The organism is Pseudomonas sp. WS 5071, assembly GCF_012985765.1.
Classification (GTDB): domain Bacteria; phylum Pseudomonadota; class Gammaproteobacteria; order Pseudomonadales; family Pseudomonadaceae; genus Aquipseudomonas; species Aquipseudomonas lundensis_A.
Map to the genome: position 1 here is coordinate 125855 of NZ_JAAQWY010000007.1, position 17380 is coordinate 143234.

The 17380-nt window shown below is 57.3% G+C and carries 16 protein-coding genes; 7 read left to right on the top strand and 9 right to left on the bottom strand.

What is annotated here, in order from left to right; translation table 11 throughout:
• The first annotated feature begins 48 nt into the window (after positions 1-48).
• Positions 49-825: an N-acetylmuramoyl-L-alanine amidase gene (locus HBN61_RS06560; protein ID WP_094991764.1), complete on the top strand. Its 777-nt coding sequence runs from the start codon at positions 49-51 to the stop codon at positions 823-825.
• A gap of 223 nt (positions 826-1048) precedes the next feature.
• On the opposite strand, the gene HBN61_RS06565 is transcribed toward HBN61_RS06560, so the two are convergent.
• Together HBN61_RS06565 and algB are read right to left on the bottom strand one after the other, a co-directional pair.
• On the bottom strand, positions 1049-2836 hold the full coding sequence (locus HBN61_RS06565; RefSeq protein WP_170046377.1) for a KinB sensor domain-containing domain: 1788 nt from the start codon (positions 2834-2836) through the stop codon (positions 1049-1051).
• A gap of 10 nt (positions 2837-2846) precedes the next feature.
• Positions 2847-4193 carry a sigma-54-dependent response regulator transcription factor AlgB gene (gene algB, locus HBN61_RS06570; RefSeq protein ID WP_170046378.1) on the bottom strand — a complete coding sequence of 449 codons (1347 nt, stop codon included), beginning with the start codon at positions 4191-4193 and terminating at the stop codon, positions 2847-2849.
• 436 nt (positions 4194-4629) lie between these two features.
• Between algB and HBN61_RS06575 the strand changes: the two genes are divergently transcribed.
• From HBN61_RS06575 to HBN61_RS06595, 5 genes are all read left to right on the top strand, one after another.
• The gene (locus HBN61_RS06575; RefSeq protein WP_169962327.1) at positions 4630-4914 is read left to right on the top strand and encodes a hypothetical protein; all 285 of its coding nucleotides are present in this window, start codon (positions 4630-4632) and stop codon (positions 4912-4914) included.
• Positions 4915-4998: 84 nt separating this feature from the next.
• Complete coding sequence (locus HBN61_RS06580; RefSeq protein WP_019828122.1) at positions 4999-5163, top strand: DUF1328 domain-containing protein; 165 nt, start codon at positions 4999-5001, stop codon at positions 5161-5163.
• A 2-nt stretch (positions 5164-5165) separates the two neighbouring features.
• The gene (locus tag HBN61_RS06585) at positions 5166-5630 is read left to right on the top strand and encodes an inhibitor of vertebrate lysozyme family protein (RefSeq protein ID WP_094991760.1); all 465 of its coding nucleotides are present in this window, start codon (positions 5166-5168) and stop codon (positions 5628-5630) included.
• Positions 5631-6188: 558 nt separating this feature from the next.
• Positions 6189-7508 carry a glutamate/aspartate:proton symporter GltP gene (gene gltP, locus HBN61_RS06590; RefSeq protein ID WP_094991759.1) on the top strand — a complete coding sequence of 440 codons (1320 nt, stop codon included), beginning with the start codon at positions 6189-6191 and terminating at the stop codon, positions 7506-7508.
• A gap of 105 nt (positions 7509-7613) precedes the next feature.
• Positions 7614-8843 carry a spore maturation protein gene (locus HBN61_RS06595; protein ID WP_170046379.1) on the top strand — a complete coding sequence of 410 codons (1230 nt, stop codon included), beginning with the start codon at positions 7614-7616 and terminating at the stop codon, positions 8841-8843.
• 63 nt (positions 8844-8906) lie between these two features.
• Here HBN61_RS06595 and HBN61_RS06600 read toward each other — a convergent pair whose 3' ends face one another.
• From HBN61_RS06600 to HBN61_RS06630, 7 genes are all read right to left on the bottom strand, one after another.
• Positions 8907-9545: an ABC-type transport auxiliary lipoprotein family protein gene (locus HBN61_RS06600; protein WP_094991757.1), complete on the bottom strand. Its 639-nt coding sequence runs from the start codon at positions 9543-9545 to the stop codon at positions 8907-8909.
• Positions 9542-10480: an MlaD family protein gene (locus tag HBN61_RS06605; protein ID WP_094991756.1), complete on the bottom strand. Its 939-nt coding sequence runs from the start codon at positions 10478-10480 to the stop codon at positions 9542-9544. The genes HBN61_RS06600 and HBN61_RS06605 overlap by 4 nt, the downstream gene beginning before the upstream one ends.
• Position 10481: 1 nt before the next feature.
• Entirely contained in the window at positions 10482-11273 is a 792-nt protein-coding gene (locus HBN61_RS06610) for an ABC transporter ATP-binding protein (RefSeq protein ID WP_170046391.1), read from the bottom strand.
• Between the two features lie 8 nt (positions 11274-11281).
• The gene (locus HBN61_RS06615; protein ID WP_094991885.1) at positions 11282-12424 is read right to left on the bottom strand and encodes an ABC transporter permease; all 1143 of its coding nucleotides are present in this window, start codon (positions 12422-12424) and stop codon (positions 11282-11284) included.
• Between the two features lie 57 nt (positions 12425-12481).
• Positions 12482-13525: a DUF5924 family protein gene (locus tag HBN61_RS06620; RefSeq protein WP_170046380.1), complete on the bottom strand. Its 1044-nt coding sequence runs from the start codon at positions 13523-13525 to the stop codon at positions 12482-12484.
• 176 nt (positions 13526-13701) lie between these two features.
• Positions 13702-14367 carry a fumarylacetoacetate hydrolase family protein gene (locus HBN61_RS06625; RefSeq protein ID WP_170046381.1) on the bottom strand — a complete coding sequence of 222 codons (666 nt, stop codon included), beginning with the start codon at positions 14365-14367 and terminating at the stop codon, positions 13702-13704.
• A gap of 133 nt (positions 14368-14500) precedes the next feature.
• Positions 14501-15895, bottom strand: coding sequence for a D-2-hydroxyglutarate dehydrogenase (locus HBN61_RS06630; protein WP_094991752.1), 1395 nt, complete (start codon positions 15893-15895; stop codon positions 14501-14503).
• A 206-nt stretch (positions 15896-16101) separates the two neighbouring features.
• Between HBN61_RS06630 and serA the strand changes: the two genes are divergently transcribed.
• Complete coding sequence (gene serA / locus HBN61_RS06635) at positions 16102-17331, top strand: phosphoglycerate dehydrogenase (protein ID WP_094991751.1); 1230 nt, start codon at positions 16102-16104, stop codon at positions 17329-17331.
• Positions 17332-17380 lie beyond the last annotated feature (49 nt).

The window sequence follows — 17380 nt, forward strand, 5'->3', positions numbered from 1 at the left end:
CTTACGTTATGCTGTTGCCTGTCTGCCTCTAACGTTAAAGCTCAAGCCATGAAATTTATCACCCTGATCTTGTCTGCCCTGCTGCTGGCCGGTTGTGCCAGCGGGCCACGCATGGACACCAATCATCCGTCGGTCAACTACGACAGCCGTGTGCAGTTCATCGTGCTGCATTACACATCCACCTCGCTGGAGCGCTCGCTAGAGTTGCTCACCCATGGTCCTGTGAGCAGCCATTACCTGATAGGCGACACCCCGCCGACCCTTTACAAGCTGGTGGATGAAAACCAGCGCGCCTGGCACGCCGGCGAAAGCCAATGGAAAGGCCGCACCTGGCTGAACTCAAGTTCCATCGGCATTGAAATCGTCAACAAAGGCTTCCGTGACACGCCTCAAGGCCGCGTCTGGTACCCGTACACCGAAGGTCAGATCCAAACCCTGATCGCTCTGCTCAAAGACATTTCCACGCGTTACAAGATCGACCCGCAAAACATCATTGGCCACAGTGATATCGCACCGACGCGCAAGCTCGATCCCGGGCCGTTGTTCCCGTGGAAACGTTTGGCAGAGGCAGGCTTTGGCGTTTGGCCTAATGCCCAGGCAGTGGCTCGCGCTCAGGCCGTGTATGCGCGGCAACTGCCGAGCATTACCTGGTTTCAACAGCAATTGGCCTTATTCGGTTACGAAACCCCGCAAACCGGAGAGCTGGACGTCGCCACGCGGCACGTTCTGGCAGCGTTCCAGATGCGCTTCCGGCCCACCCGCTTTGATGGCACTCCGGACGCAGAAACAGCAGCTATTTTGAATGTGCTGAACACCACCAAATAGCCTCAGGAACAGGGTTTGGCTTCAAGATGCTGTATCAACCATCAACTGATCTCAACATTCGATTTGGTGGATGACTTTGGCACCGGCTAAAGCAGCCTGGTGTACCTGCGCACCTTGCATCGATAAGGTGTTCATTGATGCATTGGATTACACGGCCAGCAGTGGCGTAGCGCCGCACATCATCTGCATGACCCGCACCGTGCACATGACGTGTGAGCGGCGCCTATATAGGTAGGGCCATATAGAACTGCGTGCCCTGGCCGGGGCGAGAGTAAACGCCGATTCGCCCGCCGTGCAATTGCACAATTTCCTTGCACAACGCCAACCCCAGCCCGGCGCCGCCTTTCTTGCGCCCTACTTGTACGAAAGGCTCAAAAATACGGCCTTGCTGGCTGTACGCGATGCCTTCGCCATTGTCCTCTACGCTGATAATTACCCGTTCGCCATGGCGTCGCGCTTGCAGTCGGATCTGACCGCCGATGGTGGTATGGCGTAAGGCGTTGTCCAACAAGTTGTCCAGCACGCGCTCCAGTTGGGCCTGATCGGCATTCAGGCGCGGCAGCGGCGTTTGCAGGTCAATCAGGATCTCGACATCTTTGGCCGCCGCCCGATCAGCAAAGCGCGCATGCGCTTGATCGAGCATCTCGTGCAGATCGCAGGGGGCCAATGTCAGTTTTTGCATGCCGTTCTGGTAGCGAGAGAAGTTCAGCAAGTCATTGATGAGCTGCATCAACCGCTGCATTTCTTCATTCACCGTATTGAGCAAATCGGCTTCTCGCGATTGGGGACCGAAGTGCGCCCGCTCCAGAAACAGGCCAAAGGCCATGTGCATGCCGGTCACCGGTGTGCGCAACTCGTGCGAGGCGCGCAGGACAAACTCACTGCGAACGCGCTCAAACGCCCGCTGCTCGGTGACATCATGCAGCACCATCACCGCACCCAGAATTGGTCCATTGGGCTGGCTTACCGGGGTCAGGCTGTACGTCAGCAGGCGTGTTTCGCCTTCAATGTCGACGCTCAGGTCTTCGGGCAAGCGTTCCAGACTGCCCCCGCGCAGCACTGTGAGCAATTGCTGATCCAGCTCCGGCCGGCTCAGTGCTTCGCCCAGTCGCTGGCCCAATCGCCCCTCGTCCCAACCTAATTGGCGCTGCGCGACCGGGTTCAAGTGTTCCAGGCGACCTTCCTGATCGATCATCAATAACCCGTCGTCAATGCTGTCGAGCACGGCTTGCAAACGTTGCTGGCCTGCCAGCAGTTCATCAACGTTGGTTGCCTGATGCTGGCGCAAAGCCTCCGCCATAATCCCGAAGCGACGTGTCAGCAGGTTCATCTCGGTGGCAGATGAGAGCGGTAAGACCACCTCGAAATTGCCTTTGCCGATGTTGTCGGCCGCTTTGGCCAAGGCCTCAATAGGCGCCCCAAACCGACGGGCGATGCCATGGGCAGTAATGAAGCCGATTATCAGCACGGAGATACCAACCAGTCCGAGTACAGTCGCTATCACCATCGCCCGATCCCGTGCCTGCGCCTGGGCGGTATTGATCGTTTCCAGCGCTTTGCGGTGCTCGTCAATCAGGCCGTTGCGCAGGGCATTGAAGCGCTGAGTGAGTTCATTGTCGTTGCTCAGGCTTATGCCCTTGTGATGCGGCTGGTTAAAGGCTTGCATGAAGCTTTCATAATCTGCCCGGGCTTTGGCAAACCCGCTGGGCAAGTCATGTTTACGCTCGTGCTCAATGCCCTCATTTAGCAGTTTCATGTACTGCTCGGACGAGGCTTTAAGCGCTGGCGTATCGGGCTCGTTATGCAGCATCAGGATCAGTTGATCGCCCAGGGTCTGGCGAAGCTTGAGACCCAGGTCCAGGGTGATGAAGTTATTGCGGATCAACGCTTCCTGGGTTTTAGCCATTTGCATCACGCCGAACACCCCGAGTACCAACCCCATCAGCGCCACAGTAATCAGCGCAGAAATACTCAAAAACAACCGTGTTCGTAGCTTGATCGCGAGTTTCATCGAAGAGTACTCACAGGTTGTACTGCTTGCGTTTGCGGTACAACGTAGATGCATCGATACCGAGGGTTTTGGCCGCTTGATCGAGGGTGTCACTGGTCGCCAGAACAGCGCCGATGTGCGCTTTTTCCAACTGGTCGAGGCTTAAGGCAGCTCCGATACGTGGGGCGTTGGGTGTGGTTTGCTCGGCCATGCCCAAGTGACTCACTTCAACCACTTCTTGTGGGCAAATGATGCTGGCGCGTTCGACCACGTTGCGCAATTCGCGAATATTGCCTGGCCATCGGTAATTGGCCAGCGCCTGACGCGCCTCATCGCTGAAGCCCCGTGCGGGCCGTGCATACTCTTTGACGAAACGTGCCAGAAAACGGTCGGCCAGGGTCAGAATGTCTTCGCTGCGCTCGCGTAAAGGCGGCAAATGCAAAGTGATGACATTCAAGCGGTAGAGCAAGTCCTCCCGGAAACGGCCCTCGCGCACCATGTCTTCAAGGTTGAGGTTGGTGGCCGCCAGAATGCGCACATCGGCACGCCGTGTAACCGGGTCGCCGACGCGCTCATATTCTTTGTCCTGAATGAAACGAAGCAGTTTTGGCTGCAACGCCAGCGGGAAGTCACCGATTTCATCCAGGAACAATGTACCGCCGTCTGCCTGATTGACGCGGCCCAAGGTGCTTTCGCTGGCGCCGGTGAACGCGCCTTTGGTGTGGCCGAACAATTCGCTTTCCATCAGTTCGGCCGTCAGCGACGGGCAGTTAATGGTGACGCAGGACTTCTTCGCCCGTTTGCTCCAGCCGTGAATGGCGCGAGCCAGTTCACCTTTACCCGTACCCGACTCACCCAGAATCAGGATATTGGCGTCGGTGCTGGCGACCTGCCGCGCTGTTTCCAGCACGACCATCATTGCCGGACTGTGGGAGTCCAAACCGTCTTTAGGCTTGCGCACTTCCCCTTCCAGCGCCTCCAGGCGTGCCGATAGCTGACGCACTTCAAGTTGCTTGGCCGTGGCCAGCCGCAGTTGATCCGGGCTGCACGGTTTAACCAGATAGTCCGCCGCGCCTGCCTGAATCGCGTCGACGGCGGTGTCTACAGCGGAATGCGCGGTGACGATTACCACGCGCATCCACGGCGCTTGAACCCGCATCTGGGCCAGCACATCCAGGCCGTTGTCCTCACCCAGGCGTAAGTCCAGAAAACACAAATCAAATACTTGGCGTTGCAACAAAGCCTCGGCCTGCGCGGCGCTGTTGGCCGTCGCAACGGTGTAACCCTCATCTTCAAGGCAGTAGCGGAATGTACGCAGGATGGCGGACTCATCGTCGACCAGCAGAATGCGGCCCTGTTGCTCTTTGGCTGACTCCATTTCCTACGTTCCTTAGTAAGTGATGTTGGTTAGTGTCGGAATAATCGGGCAAGTTGCATGATTTTTCACGAATGATTGAAAGGCTAGCAGGGTAGCCACTTGCCTGCATGCTGTAACTCACTGATTTCAGGCGATTTTCAGTAGCTGCGGCGGTCAATTACTCCTACTAAAACAATTGCATTGTGCCATCCCTTCCTGCCACGGGTTGAATGCGAGCAGGGTCAGTCGTGCATAACGCCCGACCCAACATCTCTGCATCGTGCAGGATGCTCGCTCACGCAATTGTCTATGTCTTTTAACTTATTGATTTATAAGGTTTTTATTCGAATTTAAAACTTGGCATGCAGACTGCAATAACTCCTGTAACGCAGTCTTCCAGCATTCAACGCTGGCGGCCTCAACCCAACAATGACCACCGAGTGGCAGGAGTCTGAGCATGAATCGTCTAGGTCTATCCCGCATTCGCCTTTCTTCGCTTCATCTTCAACAAGGCCTGTTCGCCAGTTTGGCGCTTCTGGTCACGTTGATCGGTGGTCAGCAGCTCGTACGTTTTGAGCATGCGACACAACCTGTACAGACTGTTTTGCACCAACCCGCCCAGCAGACGCACTTCAGTGCGATCGGCTCGAGCGCCGAGGTGATCTCCGGTTACGCCCTGACAGCGGCCGATGAGACGCAAATCGCAAATACCGAAGTGCCGCAGGAACGTTGGGTGTTTTAAGTGTTCACAACCTTGAGACCCTTTCGGGCTTGAGACGCTGCATCGAGATCGACACGCTTTCCCACAGTAATAAGGAGAATCACCATGTTGAGTTGGGCAATTACCTTTCTGATTATCGCCATCATCGCAGCCGTTCTGGGCTTTGGTGGTATCGCGGGCACCGCCACCGGTATCGCCAAAATTCTGTTCGTCGTCTTCCTGGTGATGTTCGTGGTGTCCTTCATCTTTGGCCGCCGCGGTCGAGGATAACTATGTTTAACCGATCCTTTAAGGCAATGGCCGCTGCCCTGTTGATGGGCGGCAGTGCCATGGCGCTGGCAGCCAATGATGGCCAGTCCCGTGCCAACGACCTGTTAAATGACCCCGCTTACCGGGACACATGGCAAGCCGTGGTCAAAAAGGAAGAGCGCCTTCCGGAATGGGTGATGAACCTGTCGGGAAGCGCCGAGCAGATGAACGCGTTGACTGAAGATGGCGATGCCTACCTGGTCGGGCCTCTTTGTGAAACCGCGCAGACCTGTTTGAACAAGCGTCTTATCGTGGCGGTCAGCCTCGACAAGAAGCACGCTTACGGCATGTTGGTCGAAGTGCCAGCAGGTTTGCCGGCTGATAAGTCGCCGACGCGTCATGCCGATTATCGATTCTTGGGTCAGCCTGATGCCGGTATGCAAGCACTGCTAAAAGAACAATTGAAGAAAGACCCTAACTGGTACTAACCCGTTGGGCAGTTTCTTCAGCTGTTGATGAGTAAAAAAGCCAAGGTTATGCCTTGGTTTTTTTTCGTCTGAAAAGTCTTCTTTTTATTCGTAAAACCTTACTGTGACTCAAATTTTTGAAAAAAATGTGGCTTCAGCGACCCTTGCGGACGTCGACCTTCTATCGACTAATAGCAAAATGATTACTTCTCTATAACCGATTTATGTTGTCGGATATTTCTGAGGTGCGGACGTATTTTTAGGCCGCGTCACAGCTGTAAAAAGACCTTGAAACAGCCGGTCTGCGGCGGTTATGTCGTCTATTCTCTGTCTTTATTGCTCCCTGCGTTTAAGGTCTTGTCGGACAATATCCATGCCGATTCGGCATAGGGTAGGCGTTTACGGCATTAGACGGCTTCCCCTTGCATGGGAATAGTTGCGCCTTTTTTCGCCTGCCGAAGAGCCTAATCAGCTCGATTTTGGGCGACCTTCTACGGGGGAAAAGGTTTTGGAATAATGCGCTTTCCAGCGCTCTAGTCTGAGCCTTTTCCCGAGTCCACTTGAAGTAAGGGTAATGACATGAAGAAGGCAAAACTGAGCCTCGCCTGGCAGATCCTCATCGGTCTGGTACTGGGTATTGCAATCGGCGCGCTGCTTAACCATTTCAGTGCTGAAAAGGCCTGGTGGATCAGCAACGTCTTGCAACCCGCTGGCGATATCTTTATCCGTCTGATCAAGATGATCGTAATCCCAATCGTGATTTCTTCACTGGTTGTCGGGATTGCAGGCGTGGGGGATGCGAAGAAACTCGGTCGCATCGGGCTTAAAACCATCATTTACTTCGAGGTGGTGACCACCATCGCGATCGTGGTCGGTCTGGTACTGGCCAACGTGTTCCACCCGGGCGCCGGCATCGACATGAGCACCCTGGGCACGGTTGATATCTCCAAATATCAAGCGACGGCCGCAGAAGTTCAGCACGAACATGCGTTCATCGAAACCATCCTCAACCTGATCCCTTCGAACATTTTCGCGGCCATGGCGCGCGGTGAAATGCTGCCGATCATCTTCTTCTCGGTGCTGTTCGGTCTTGGTTTGTCGAGCTTGAACGCCGAGCTGCGCGACCCGCTGGTGAAAACCTTCCAGGGCGTGTCCGAGTCGATGTTCAAAGTGACTCACATGATCATGAACTACGCGCCAATCGGTGTGTTTGCGTTGATCGCTGTGACGGTTGCCAACTTCGGGTTTGCCTCGTTGCTGCCATTGGCCAAGCTGGTGGTGCTGGTTTACGGGGCCATCCTGTTCTTCGGCTTCGTGGTGCTGGGCCTGATCGCCAAGATGTTTGGTTTCTCGGTGATCAAGCTGATGCGCATCTTCAAGGATGAGCTGGTACTGGCTTACTCCACCGCCAGCTCGGAAACCGTGCTGCCGCGTGTAATTGAGAAGATGGAAGCCTACGGTTGCCCGAAAGCGATCTGCAGCTTCGTGGTACCGACGGGTTACTCGTTTAACCTCGACGGTTCGACCCTGTACCAGAGCATCGCGGCAATCTTCATTGCCCAGCTGTACGGCATTGATCTGTCGATCAGCCAGCAACTGCTGCTCGTACTGACCCTGATGGTTACCTCCAAAGGGATCGCCGGTGTACCGGGTGTGTCCTTCGTGGTGCTGCTGGCCACACTGGGCAGCGTGGGCATCCCGCTGGAAGGCCTGGCCTTCATCGCCGGTGTAGACCGCGTGATGGACATGGCGCGTACGGCTTTGAACGTGATTGGTAACGCCCTGGCGGTACTGGTGATTTCGCGTTGGGAAGGCATGTACGACGAGGCCAAGGGTCAGCGCTACTGGAACTCGCTGCCGCACTGGCGCAGCAAGGAAGCCCTGCCAAAAGGCGAATAATCGCCCCCGCGCACGCTTCACTCCCCAAACCCCGGACTTGTCCGGGGTTTGTTGTTTCTGGGGGTTGGCCGCTATCATTCGCCGCATCTTTAAGGAGTGTTTGTGATGCTTAACGGCCTATGGCTCAGCTTTTTCGTCGTCGCGACCGTGTCGGCACTCGCCCAATGGCTGGTAGGGGGCAATGCCGGGATTTTCGCGGCGATTGTCGAAAGCATTTTCGCCATGGCCAAGTTGTCGGTTGAGGTGATGATTCTGCTGTTCGGCACCCTGACGCTGTGGCTGGGATTTCTGCGCATTGCTGAAAAGGCCGGGATCGTAGACTGGCTGGGCAGGGCGCTGGGGCCCTTGTTCAAGCGCCTGATGCCCGAGGTGCCGCCCGGCCACCCGGCGCTGGGGTTTATTACCCTGAACTTCGCCGCCAACGGACTGGGCCTGGACAATGCCGCTACGCCGATTGGTCTCAAAGCCATGCGCGCCCTCCAAGAACTCAACCCCAATCCGACCAGCGCCAGCAATGCGCAAATCCTGTTTCTGGTGCTCAATGCCTCATCGCTGACGCTTCTGCCCGTCACCATCTTCATGTACCGCGCGCAGCAGGGCGCTGCTGACCCGACGCTGGTGTTTCTGCCTATCTTGCTGGCAACCAGTGCTTCAACCCTCGTGGGGCTGCTCTCAGTGGCCTTCATGCAGCGTTTACGCCTGTGGGACCCGGTCGTGTTGGCGTATTTGCTGCCGGGGGCGCTGATTCTGGGTGGATTCATGGCCTTGTTGGCGGGGTTGTCAGCCACCGGGCTGGCCAGTTTGTCGTCCATTCTCGGCAACCTGACCCTGTTCGGGCTGATCATGATTTTTCTGGTGATCGGCGCGCTCCGTAAGGTCAAGGTGTATGAGGCCTTTGTCGAAGGCGCCAAAGAAGGCTTCGACGTGGCCAAAAACCTGCTTCCCTACTTGGTGGCCATGTTGTGCGCAGTAGGCGTGCTGCGGGCTTCTGGGGCTTTGGACTTCGGCCTGGACGGCATCCGCCATGCGGTTGAATGGCTGGGTTGGGACACCCGTTTTGTCGATGCTCTGCCGACTGCGATGGTCAAGCCATTCTCGGGCAGTGCGGCACGGGCACTGTTGATCGAAACCATGCAAAACCAGGGGGTCGACAGCTTCCCGGCGCTGGTGGCGGCCACTGTGCAGGGCAGTACCGAAACGACGTTCTATGTGCTGGCGGTGTACTTCGGCGCTGTCGGTATCCAGCGTGCCCGTCACGCGGTGGGTTGCGCGCTGTTGGCAGAGTTCTCGGGCGTATTGGCCGCAATTGGCGTGTGCTACTGGTTCTTCGGTTAACGCCCAAGAGCTTTCGCAGCCTTGTCCCTGAACGTCCATCCAGGGGCCCGGCTGCGTTGTTTGCTAAGGGGTGATGGCGCGCTGCGCCTGGCCCTGTTGCATCACCCATTGCACCACTTGAGGCATCAGCGCATCGGTCGCTTGACCAAAGCCTGCCACCACGCTTGGCACCATGGGGTTGTTGAGCGGCTGGCGCGTTTCAAAACGCCGAGACGCAATCACCCGCTGGTCACTCGCGCGCACCAGTCGAGCGTTGTACTGAATCACCACTTCCGGGCTTTTGCCGTTGTAGTGGGTCTGGAACGCCAATAGCTCGCCGCCCAGTTCGTAGTCCGCCTGCAAATTGCTGTCGTCAGTGCTCAAGCCCTGAATCCGCCCATCCTGCAAAAACGCGTCCAGCAGGCGATTGCGTAACAGCACCGGGGCCGGGTCACTCCAGCGTGCACCCTTATAGTTGCTGATCAGGTTGCCTTGCGGCACCACGGCAATGTTCTGGCTGTTCAACGCATTACTGGCCATCGGTTTGTCGAGTCGCAACGACCATTTCACTGGCGCGCTGCGGCTGGCTGCAATCGGCGTTTGGGCATACGGCAGCCAGTACACATCAACCGGTTCGGGTTTGGGCAGAATCGAGCAAGCGCTGAGCAGGCTCAGGCTCGCGGCCAAGACAATTGAACCTGCCAGGCGATACGTACGATTCATGGCGTGAATTCCTTGTTCTGTTCGCGGCCCAGCAAGTAACCGCTTGGATTGGCTTCCAGGCGCCGCGAGATAGCGCGCAGCGTACTCAGGGTTTCGCGCAGCTCATTAACGGCCGGGCCCAGTTGATTGAGCCCTTGCATGCCGTTGTTCAGTGACTCTTCGTTATTACTGAGCAAGGTGTTGATGGTGGCGGCACTGTGCTCCAGAGACTGCATCGCTTGCTCGGCGCTGCCGAACATCTGCTTGCCCTGAGTGCTCAGCAGGCCATTGGCGTTGCGCATCAGCGCCGTGGTTTGCTCCAGCGTGATGCTCGCCTGTTTGCCGACCTGCGCCAGTTGTTTCAACGTCTGGGAAATATCGCCGCGCTGGCCGGCAATGGCGTTGGTGGTTTGTTCAAGGTTGTTCAGGGTCTTGCCCACGCGATCGACGTTTTCATGGGAGAACAGGCGATTGGCGTTGTGCAGCAGCATGTTCACGTTGGCCATGACGTCAGAACCGTCGGTCAGCAGGCGCGCAATGGGCGAGGGCGAGGCCACGATTTCAGGCAGTTTGCCGTCTTTGCCTTTGAGCGGCGGGCTGTTGGGGTCTCCGCCGCTGAGCTGAATGATCGACGTCCCTGTCACACCCGTCAGCGCCAGCTTGGCCTTGGTGTCGACTTTGACCGGCGTATTGGCTGCGAGGCGGATACGCGCCAGCACGCGGCGCGGGTCCTTGTCGTCAAGGCGCAACTCGATCACGTCCCCGACTTTGATCCCGTTGTATTGCACCGAGCTGCCCTTGGACAAACCACTGACAGCCTCGTTGAATACCACTTCGTAGTCTTTAAAGGTGCTGTCCATACTGGCCTTGGCCAGCCACAAGCCAAATAGCATGGCGCCGACGATAACCAGCACAGTGAACAAGCCAATCAATACATGATGGGCGCGGGTTTCCATGTCATTGCTCCTTACGCTGGATTGCCGCTTCATACGCGGCGCGGCCACGAGGGCCATGGAAATACTCATGAATCCACGGGTCGTCGTAATCTTCGACCTGCTTGATCGGTTCGGCCACCAACACGCGTTTTTGTGACAGCACTGCCACCCGGTCGGTAATGGTATAGAGCGTGTCGAGGTCGTGCGTGACAAGGAACACACTCAGGCCCAGCGCATCACGCAGGGTTAGGATCAACTGGTCAAACGCCGCTGCGCCAATCGGGTCTAGCCCGGCGGTGGGCTCGTCGAGAAACAGAATATCCGGGTCCAGCGCCAGTGCGCGGGCCAGTGCAGCACGCTTGACCATCCCGCCCGACAGCGACGACGGGTATTTGTCGGCCGAAGACAACGGCAGCCCGGCCAGGGCCAGTTTCACCAGCGCCAGGTGCTCGGCGTCCGGGCGGCTAAGGCCTGCGTGTTCGATCAGTGGCAGGGCGATGTTCTCGGTGACGGTCAGTGACGAAAACAGCGCGCCTTGCTGAAACAGCACACCGAACCTTCGTTCAACCTGCGAGCGTTTTTCTTCGGGCAAGCTCATCAAGTCTTCACCGAATACCCGCACTTCGCCTTCATTGGGGCGACGCAGGCCGACAATGCTGCGCAACAGCACGGATTTACCCGTGCCGGAGCCGCCCACCACACCCAATATCTCGCCCTTGTACACATCCAGGTCGAGGTGCTCGTGCACAGTCTGGCTGCCAAAGCGATTGCACAGGCCGCGCACTTCAATCACCGCCTCGCGGTTTTTTTGCACAGAAGCACTCACCAGCCCATCTCCATGAAGAACAACGCCGCCACGGCATCCAGCACGATCACGATAAAGATCGATTGCACCACGCTGGAGGTCGTGTGTTCGCCCACCGATTCAGCACTGCCCGCGACCTTGAACCCTTCCAGGCAGCCGACCGCGGCGATCAGGAAGGCGAAGAAGGGCGCTTTGACCATGCCCACCAGAAAGTGCTGCACACCGATGTCCGAGTGCAGCAGTGAGATGAACATGTCGGGCGAAATACCCAGCGATACGATGCACACCACAGCGCCACCCAGAATCCCCGCCATCATTGCCAAAAAGGTGAGCAGCGGCAGCGCGATCAGCAGCGCCAGGACACGTGGCAGCACCAGCAAATCCATGGGGTCGAGGCCCAGCGTGCGAATGGCATCGATCTCTTCGTTGGCTTTCATCGAGCCGATTTGTGCCGTGAACGCACTCGCGGTGCGACCTGCGAGCAGGATGGCAGTCAGCAACACGCCAAATTCTCGCAAGAACGAAAACGCCACCAGGTCGACGGTGAAAATGCCTGCGCCGAAGTTGGCCAGCACCGTCGCGCCAAGGAACGCCACCACCGCGCCAACCATAAAGGTCAGCAGCACCACAATCGGGGCCGCGTTCAGGCCGATTTGTTCGATATGTGCCACCACCGGGGTGATGCGCCATTGTTTGGGTCGAAACAGGTTGCGGGCCAGGGTTTGCAGGATCAGGCCGATGAAACCCAGCAGTTTCAGCGAGTCTTGCCACAGCTTGTCGACCGCGCAGCCAATGCGGCTGAGCACCTGAATGCCGGTGTTCTGCTCTGGTGGCTTGGCTGGCACGCAAAAGTCGCGCATTGAGGAATAGACCGTTTGCAACAGGGCGCGGTCGGCGGCGGGGAGTTTGGAGGTCGCGTCGGCCAGTTGGCTGACGCGTTCGGCGCCCAGCAGTTCGACCAGCAGCGAAGCGCCTGCCGTGTCGAGGCGGCTGACATCATCCAGGTCCACGCGGGTGCTGTCGTCGTACTTGCCCGCCAACTGCTCGGTCAGTTGCTTGAGGCGTGCGTAATTGGCCAGCGTCCAGTCGCCACTGATGTGGAGTCGGGCCGGTGTGCTCGAAGTGTCTAATTGGGCGTCGCCAGCCTTAGCAGTAATAATCGTCGGCTCCAAGCTCGTTTCGCGAATACGTAGACCATAGGTAATAGCACAATACGGTCAGTTTGCCTGACTGGACGATGAAGGTGATTGATCTGCGTCGATAACCCGGAAGCGCAACACGCCAATCATCTGCCCGTCTTCCGTCAACACCCGTACTTGCCAGCGGCCTACAGGGTTGGGCGGGAAGTTCTGTTTGTGGGTCCAGGCGCGATAACCTTCCTTGCGCCCGCCTTTGATATCCAGCGCGATGCGGTCTACTTCCTGACCATTGAGCTTCCACACGTGATAGATACGCTCGTTCAAACCCCGTGGCGCATTGATCGCGGTGTAGGCATACAACCCCTGCGCCCGCAGTGCGTTGACGTCAATGCGCTTGAGGCTCTCGCCCGGCGTGCGGTCCTGCAATTGCGTGGTAACCGCCACTTCCGTCATCCACAGCGTGGCGGGCGGCACCCATGAGCGCAGCAGCCAGCCTGTGCCGCCAAGAGCAATCACCATCAACGGCAGCAACAGCCAACCGCGCAGGGTCTTGAGCGGCAAACTCACGGCCAGACTGGGGATGGACAGCACCACAGCGGCGCCCAATGCCAGCATGTAGCTTTGCGAGGTGGTGAGGTTGAGGATGATCGGCAGTGCGGTCAGCAGCGCCGCGAATAGCGCCAGCGTGTGTACCGCCAGAAACAGCCAGCGCTTGGGGGCTAGCCATTTGTAATAGAGCGGGTCGGTAATGGTCACCAGCGCGGTGGCGCCGAGCAGCCCGGTGAAGACCATCTGGCCGCTGTTCCAGGTGGTGGTGATAAAGAAAAACGGCAAGACGAAAAACAGGCTTTCCTGATGGATCATCTGCGTGGCGTAACGCAGCAGCGGCGGAGGGATTTCGCGCTTGAACACGCGCATGAACAGCTGCGTGAAGGTGTTTTCCAGCATCAGCCAGACCCAGCTCACCAGCAAAATCACAGCGATCCAGCGGGCCATGCCTTGCTGACGATCAACCAGAATGAAACTGCCCACTCCCGAACAGAAGCCGAACAGCGCAATCAGCCCCGGATAGCGCTTCATTAATTCAATGACGCGCTGTAAGTAGTGGTTCCAGTTTGGCATGCGGCGGGTTCACATTCTGTATAGGAAAAATCCTCGACAGAATAGCGGTTTGCTGGAATCGACGTTTGAGAGTTTGAGAGTTTGAGAGTTTGAGAGTTTGAGAGTTTGAGAGTTTGAGAGTGACAGTCAGCCCTCTCCCAAAGGGAGGGGCTGGAGAGAGGGATTTAACGGTGGGTTTAACGCACGCAGCTTTCGAAGGGTCTGACCCCGCTCAGTTCCAGAACAATCTCATCCCCGACCGTCAACGGACCTACACCTGCCGGCGTGCCGGTCATGACCACGTCGCCTGCTTGCAGTGAGAAGCAGGACGCGATGTGCTGAATCATCGGCACGATTGGATTGAGCATCAGGGCACTGTTGCCGTCCTGGCGCACGTCGCCATTGATGGTCAAACGAATTCCAATGTTCTTCAGGTCCGGGAAGGTGCAGCTCGCCACGAACGGTGCCAACACGCAGGCGCCGTCAAACGATTTGGCGATTTCCCAGGGCAGGCCTTTGCTTTTCAGCTCGGCCTGTTTGTCGCGCAGGGTCAGGTCCAGGCCCGGAGCAAACCCGGAGATGGCGTCCAGCACCTCTTCGGTGCTCGGGTTGTTGGACAGCGGCTTGCCGATCAGCACAGCGATTTCGGCCTCGTAATGCACGGAACCGCGCTCGGTCGGGATGGTAAAACCGCCTTCCAGCGGCACTACGCAACTGCCGGGTTTAATGAACAACAAAGGCTCAGTCGGGATCGGGTTATCCAACTCTTTGGCGTGCTCGGCATAGTTACGCCCGATGCACACCACTTTGCCGATTGGAAAGTGAATCTTCGTACCGTCGACATACTGGTGCTGATAGCTCATTGACCGACTCCGCTGGTGGGTTCGCTTAACGCGTCGCTGCCGACGTTGCCCTGGAGACCGAGTGCACGCGTGCTCCAGGAAAACGGGTTGTTCAACCACTCTTGGGCAGCGACTACCGCTGTTGTGCCGCTGATTAAATCGCGAAAATTTTGCCCGGGTTCATGATGCCGTTCGGGTCAAATGCAGCCTTGATGGCTTTCATGTACTCGATCTCGACCGGTGATCGGCTGTACGTCAAGTAATCACGCTTGGTCATGCCCACGCCGTGCTCGGCCGAAATCGAACCGTTGTACTTCTCGACCGTTTCAAACACCCACTTGTTAACGGTCGCGCATTTGGCGAAAAAGTCGTCTTTGCTCAGGTTTTCAGGCTTAAGGATGTTCAGGTGCAGGTTGCCGTCACCGATGTGACCAAACCAGACAATTTCGAAATCCGGGTAGTGTTCACCGACGATCGCATCAATCTCTTTCAAAAACGCAGGCACTTTCGAAACGGTGACCGAGATGTCGTTTTTGTACGGCGTCCAGTGGGAAATGGTTTCGGAGATGTACTCGCGCAGTTTCCACAGGTTTTGCAATTGGGTTTCGCTCTGGCTCATCACGCCGTCCAGCACCCAGCCTTGTTCCATGCAGTGCTCGAAGGTTTCCAGAGCCGCGTTGGCCACTTCCTCGGTGGTCGCTTCGAATTCCAGCAGCGCGTAGAACGGACAGTCGGTGTCAAACGCCGCAGGCACATCGCCACGCGCCATCACTTTGGCCAGCGCCTTGTCGGAGAAGAATTCGAATGCCGTCAGATCCAGTTTGTTCTGGAAGGCATGCAGGACCGGCATGATCGAGTCGAAGTCAGCCGTGCCGAGCACCATGGCCGTCAGGTTCTTGGGCGCACGGTCCAGGCGCATTGTGGCTTCAACGACAAAGCCCAGCGTGCCTTCAGCGCCGATGAACAGCTGGCGCATGTCATAACCCGTGGCGTTTTTGATCAGGTCTTTGTTCAGTTCGAGTACGTCACCCTTGCCGGTGACCACTTTCATGCCCGCGACCCAGTTGCGGGTCATGCCATAGCGAATCACTTTGATCCCGCCGGCATTGGTGCCGATATTGCCGCCAATCTGGCTGGAACCTGCCGAGGCGAAGTCCACCGGGTAATACAGGCCGTGTTCTTGCGCGAGGTTCTGCAGATGCTCGGTGACCACGCCCGGCTGGCACACCACCGTGCGGTCAGTCAGGTTGATGTCCAGCACCTGGTTCATATAGTCGAATGACACCACCACTTCGCCGTTGGCCGCCACGGCTGCCGCCGACAAACCGGTACGACCGCCCGAGGGTACCAGCGCGACATGGTGAGCGTTGGCCCACAGCACAATGGCCTGTACCTGTTCGGTGGTTTTCGGGAACACGATGGCGAGCGGCGCAGGGGCGAAATGCTTGGTCCAGTCCTTGCCATAAGCATTGAGGGAATCGGCGTCGGTGAGAACCTTGCCAGGCTCTACCAGGGTCTTTAGCTCATCAATCAAGGCAGGATGGGTCATCAACAGAACTCTCGAACAATTCATGGTCATCCTGAGAACGCTTCACGTCGCAGGAATGGGTGTTTAGCGGGGCGCTTATGCTAGCATACGGCCCCCCCGTAGAATCGAGCCGTAGGACGATTCTCGGTGCCGGTCTTCACGCCGGCCAGGTCAGCTCAGGCTGTCCACTTCCCTGCCATTTTTCTCTGGGACACAGGTTTACGCAGATGAGCAAGACTTCTCTCGATAAGAGCAAGATCAAGTTCCTTCTTCTGGAAGGCGTCCACCAATCCGCTGTTGATGTTCTCAAGTCCGCCGGGTACACCAGCATTGAGTACATCACCAGTTCCTTGCCTGAAGATCAGTTGAAGGAAAAGATCGCTGATGCCCATTTCATCGGCATCCGTTCTCGCACTCAACTGACCGAAGAAGTGTTCGATTGCGCCAAGAAGTTGGTGGCTGTTGGCTGTTTCTGCATCGGTACCAACCAGGTCGACCTCAACGCTGCTCGCGAACGCGGTATCGCTGTTTTCAACGCCCCTTACTCCAACACCCGTTCGGTGGCCGAGTTGGTGTTGGCAGAAGCGATCCTGTTGCTGCGTGGCATCCCTGAGAAAAACGCCTCTTGCCATCGCGGTGGCTGGATCAAAAGCGCTGCCAACTCCTTCGAAATCCGTGGCAAAAAGCTGGGTATCGTCGGTTATGGTTCGATCGGTACTCAGCTGTCGGTACTGGCTGAAGGCCTGGGCATGCAGGTGTTCTTCTACGACACCGTGACCAAGCTGCCGTTGGGTAACGCCACGCAAGTGGGCAACCTGCACGAACTGCTGGGTATGTCCGACATCGTGACCCTGCACGTGCCTGAAACCGCTGCCACTCAGTGGATGATCGGTGAGAAAGAAATCCGCGCCATCAAAAAGGGCGGCATTCTGATCAACGCCGCACGTGGCACCGTGGTAGAGCTGGACGCGCTGGCTGACGCGATCAAGGACAAGCACCTGATCGGCGCCGCCATCGACGTGTTCCCGGTCGAGCCGCGCTCCAATGACGAAGAGTTCGAAAGTCCGCTGCGTGGCCTGGACAACGTGATCCTGACCCCGCACATCGGCGGTTCTACCGCTGAAGCCCAAGCCAACATCGGTCTGGAAGTGGCAGAGAAGCTGGTCAAGTACAGCGACAACGGTACGTCGGTGTCCTCCGTCAACTTCCCTGAAGTGGCATTGCCGGCTCACCCTGGCAAGCACCGTTTGCTGCACATCCACCAGAACATTCCGGGTGTGATGAGCGAGATCAACAAGGTCTTCGCAGAAAACGGCATCAACATTTCCGGCCAGTTCCTGCAAACCAACGAGAAAGTTGGCTATGTGGTGATCGACGTCGACGCCGAGTCCTCGGACCTGGCGCAAGAGAAGCTGCAAAGCATCAACGGCACCATCCGTTGCCGCGTACTGTTCTAAGTCGCGCGCCACAAAAAAAGGAGACCCTCGGGTCTCCTTTTTTGTGCGT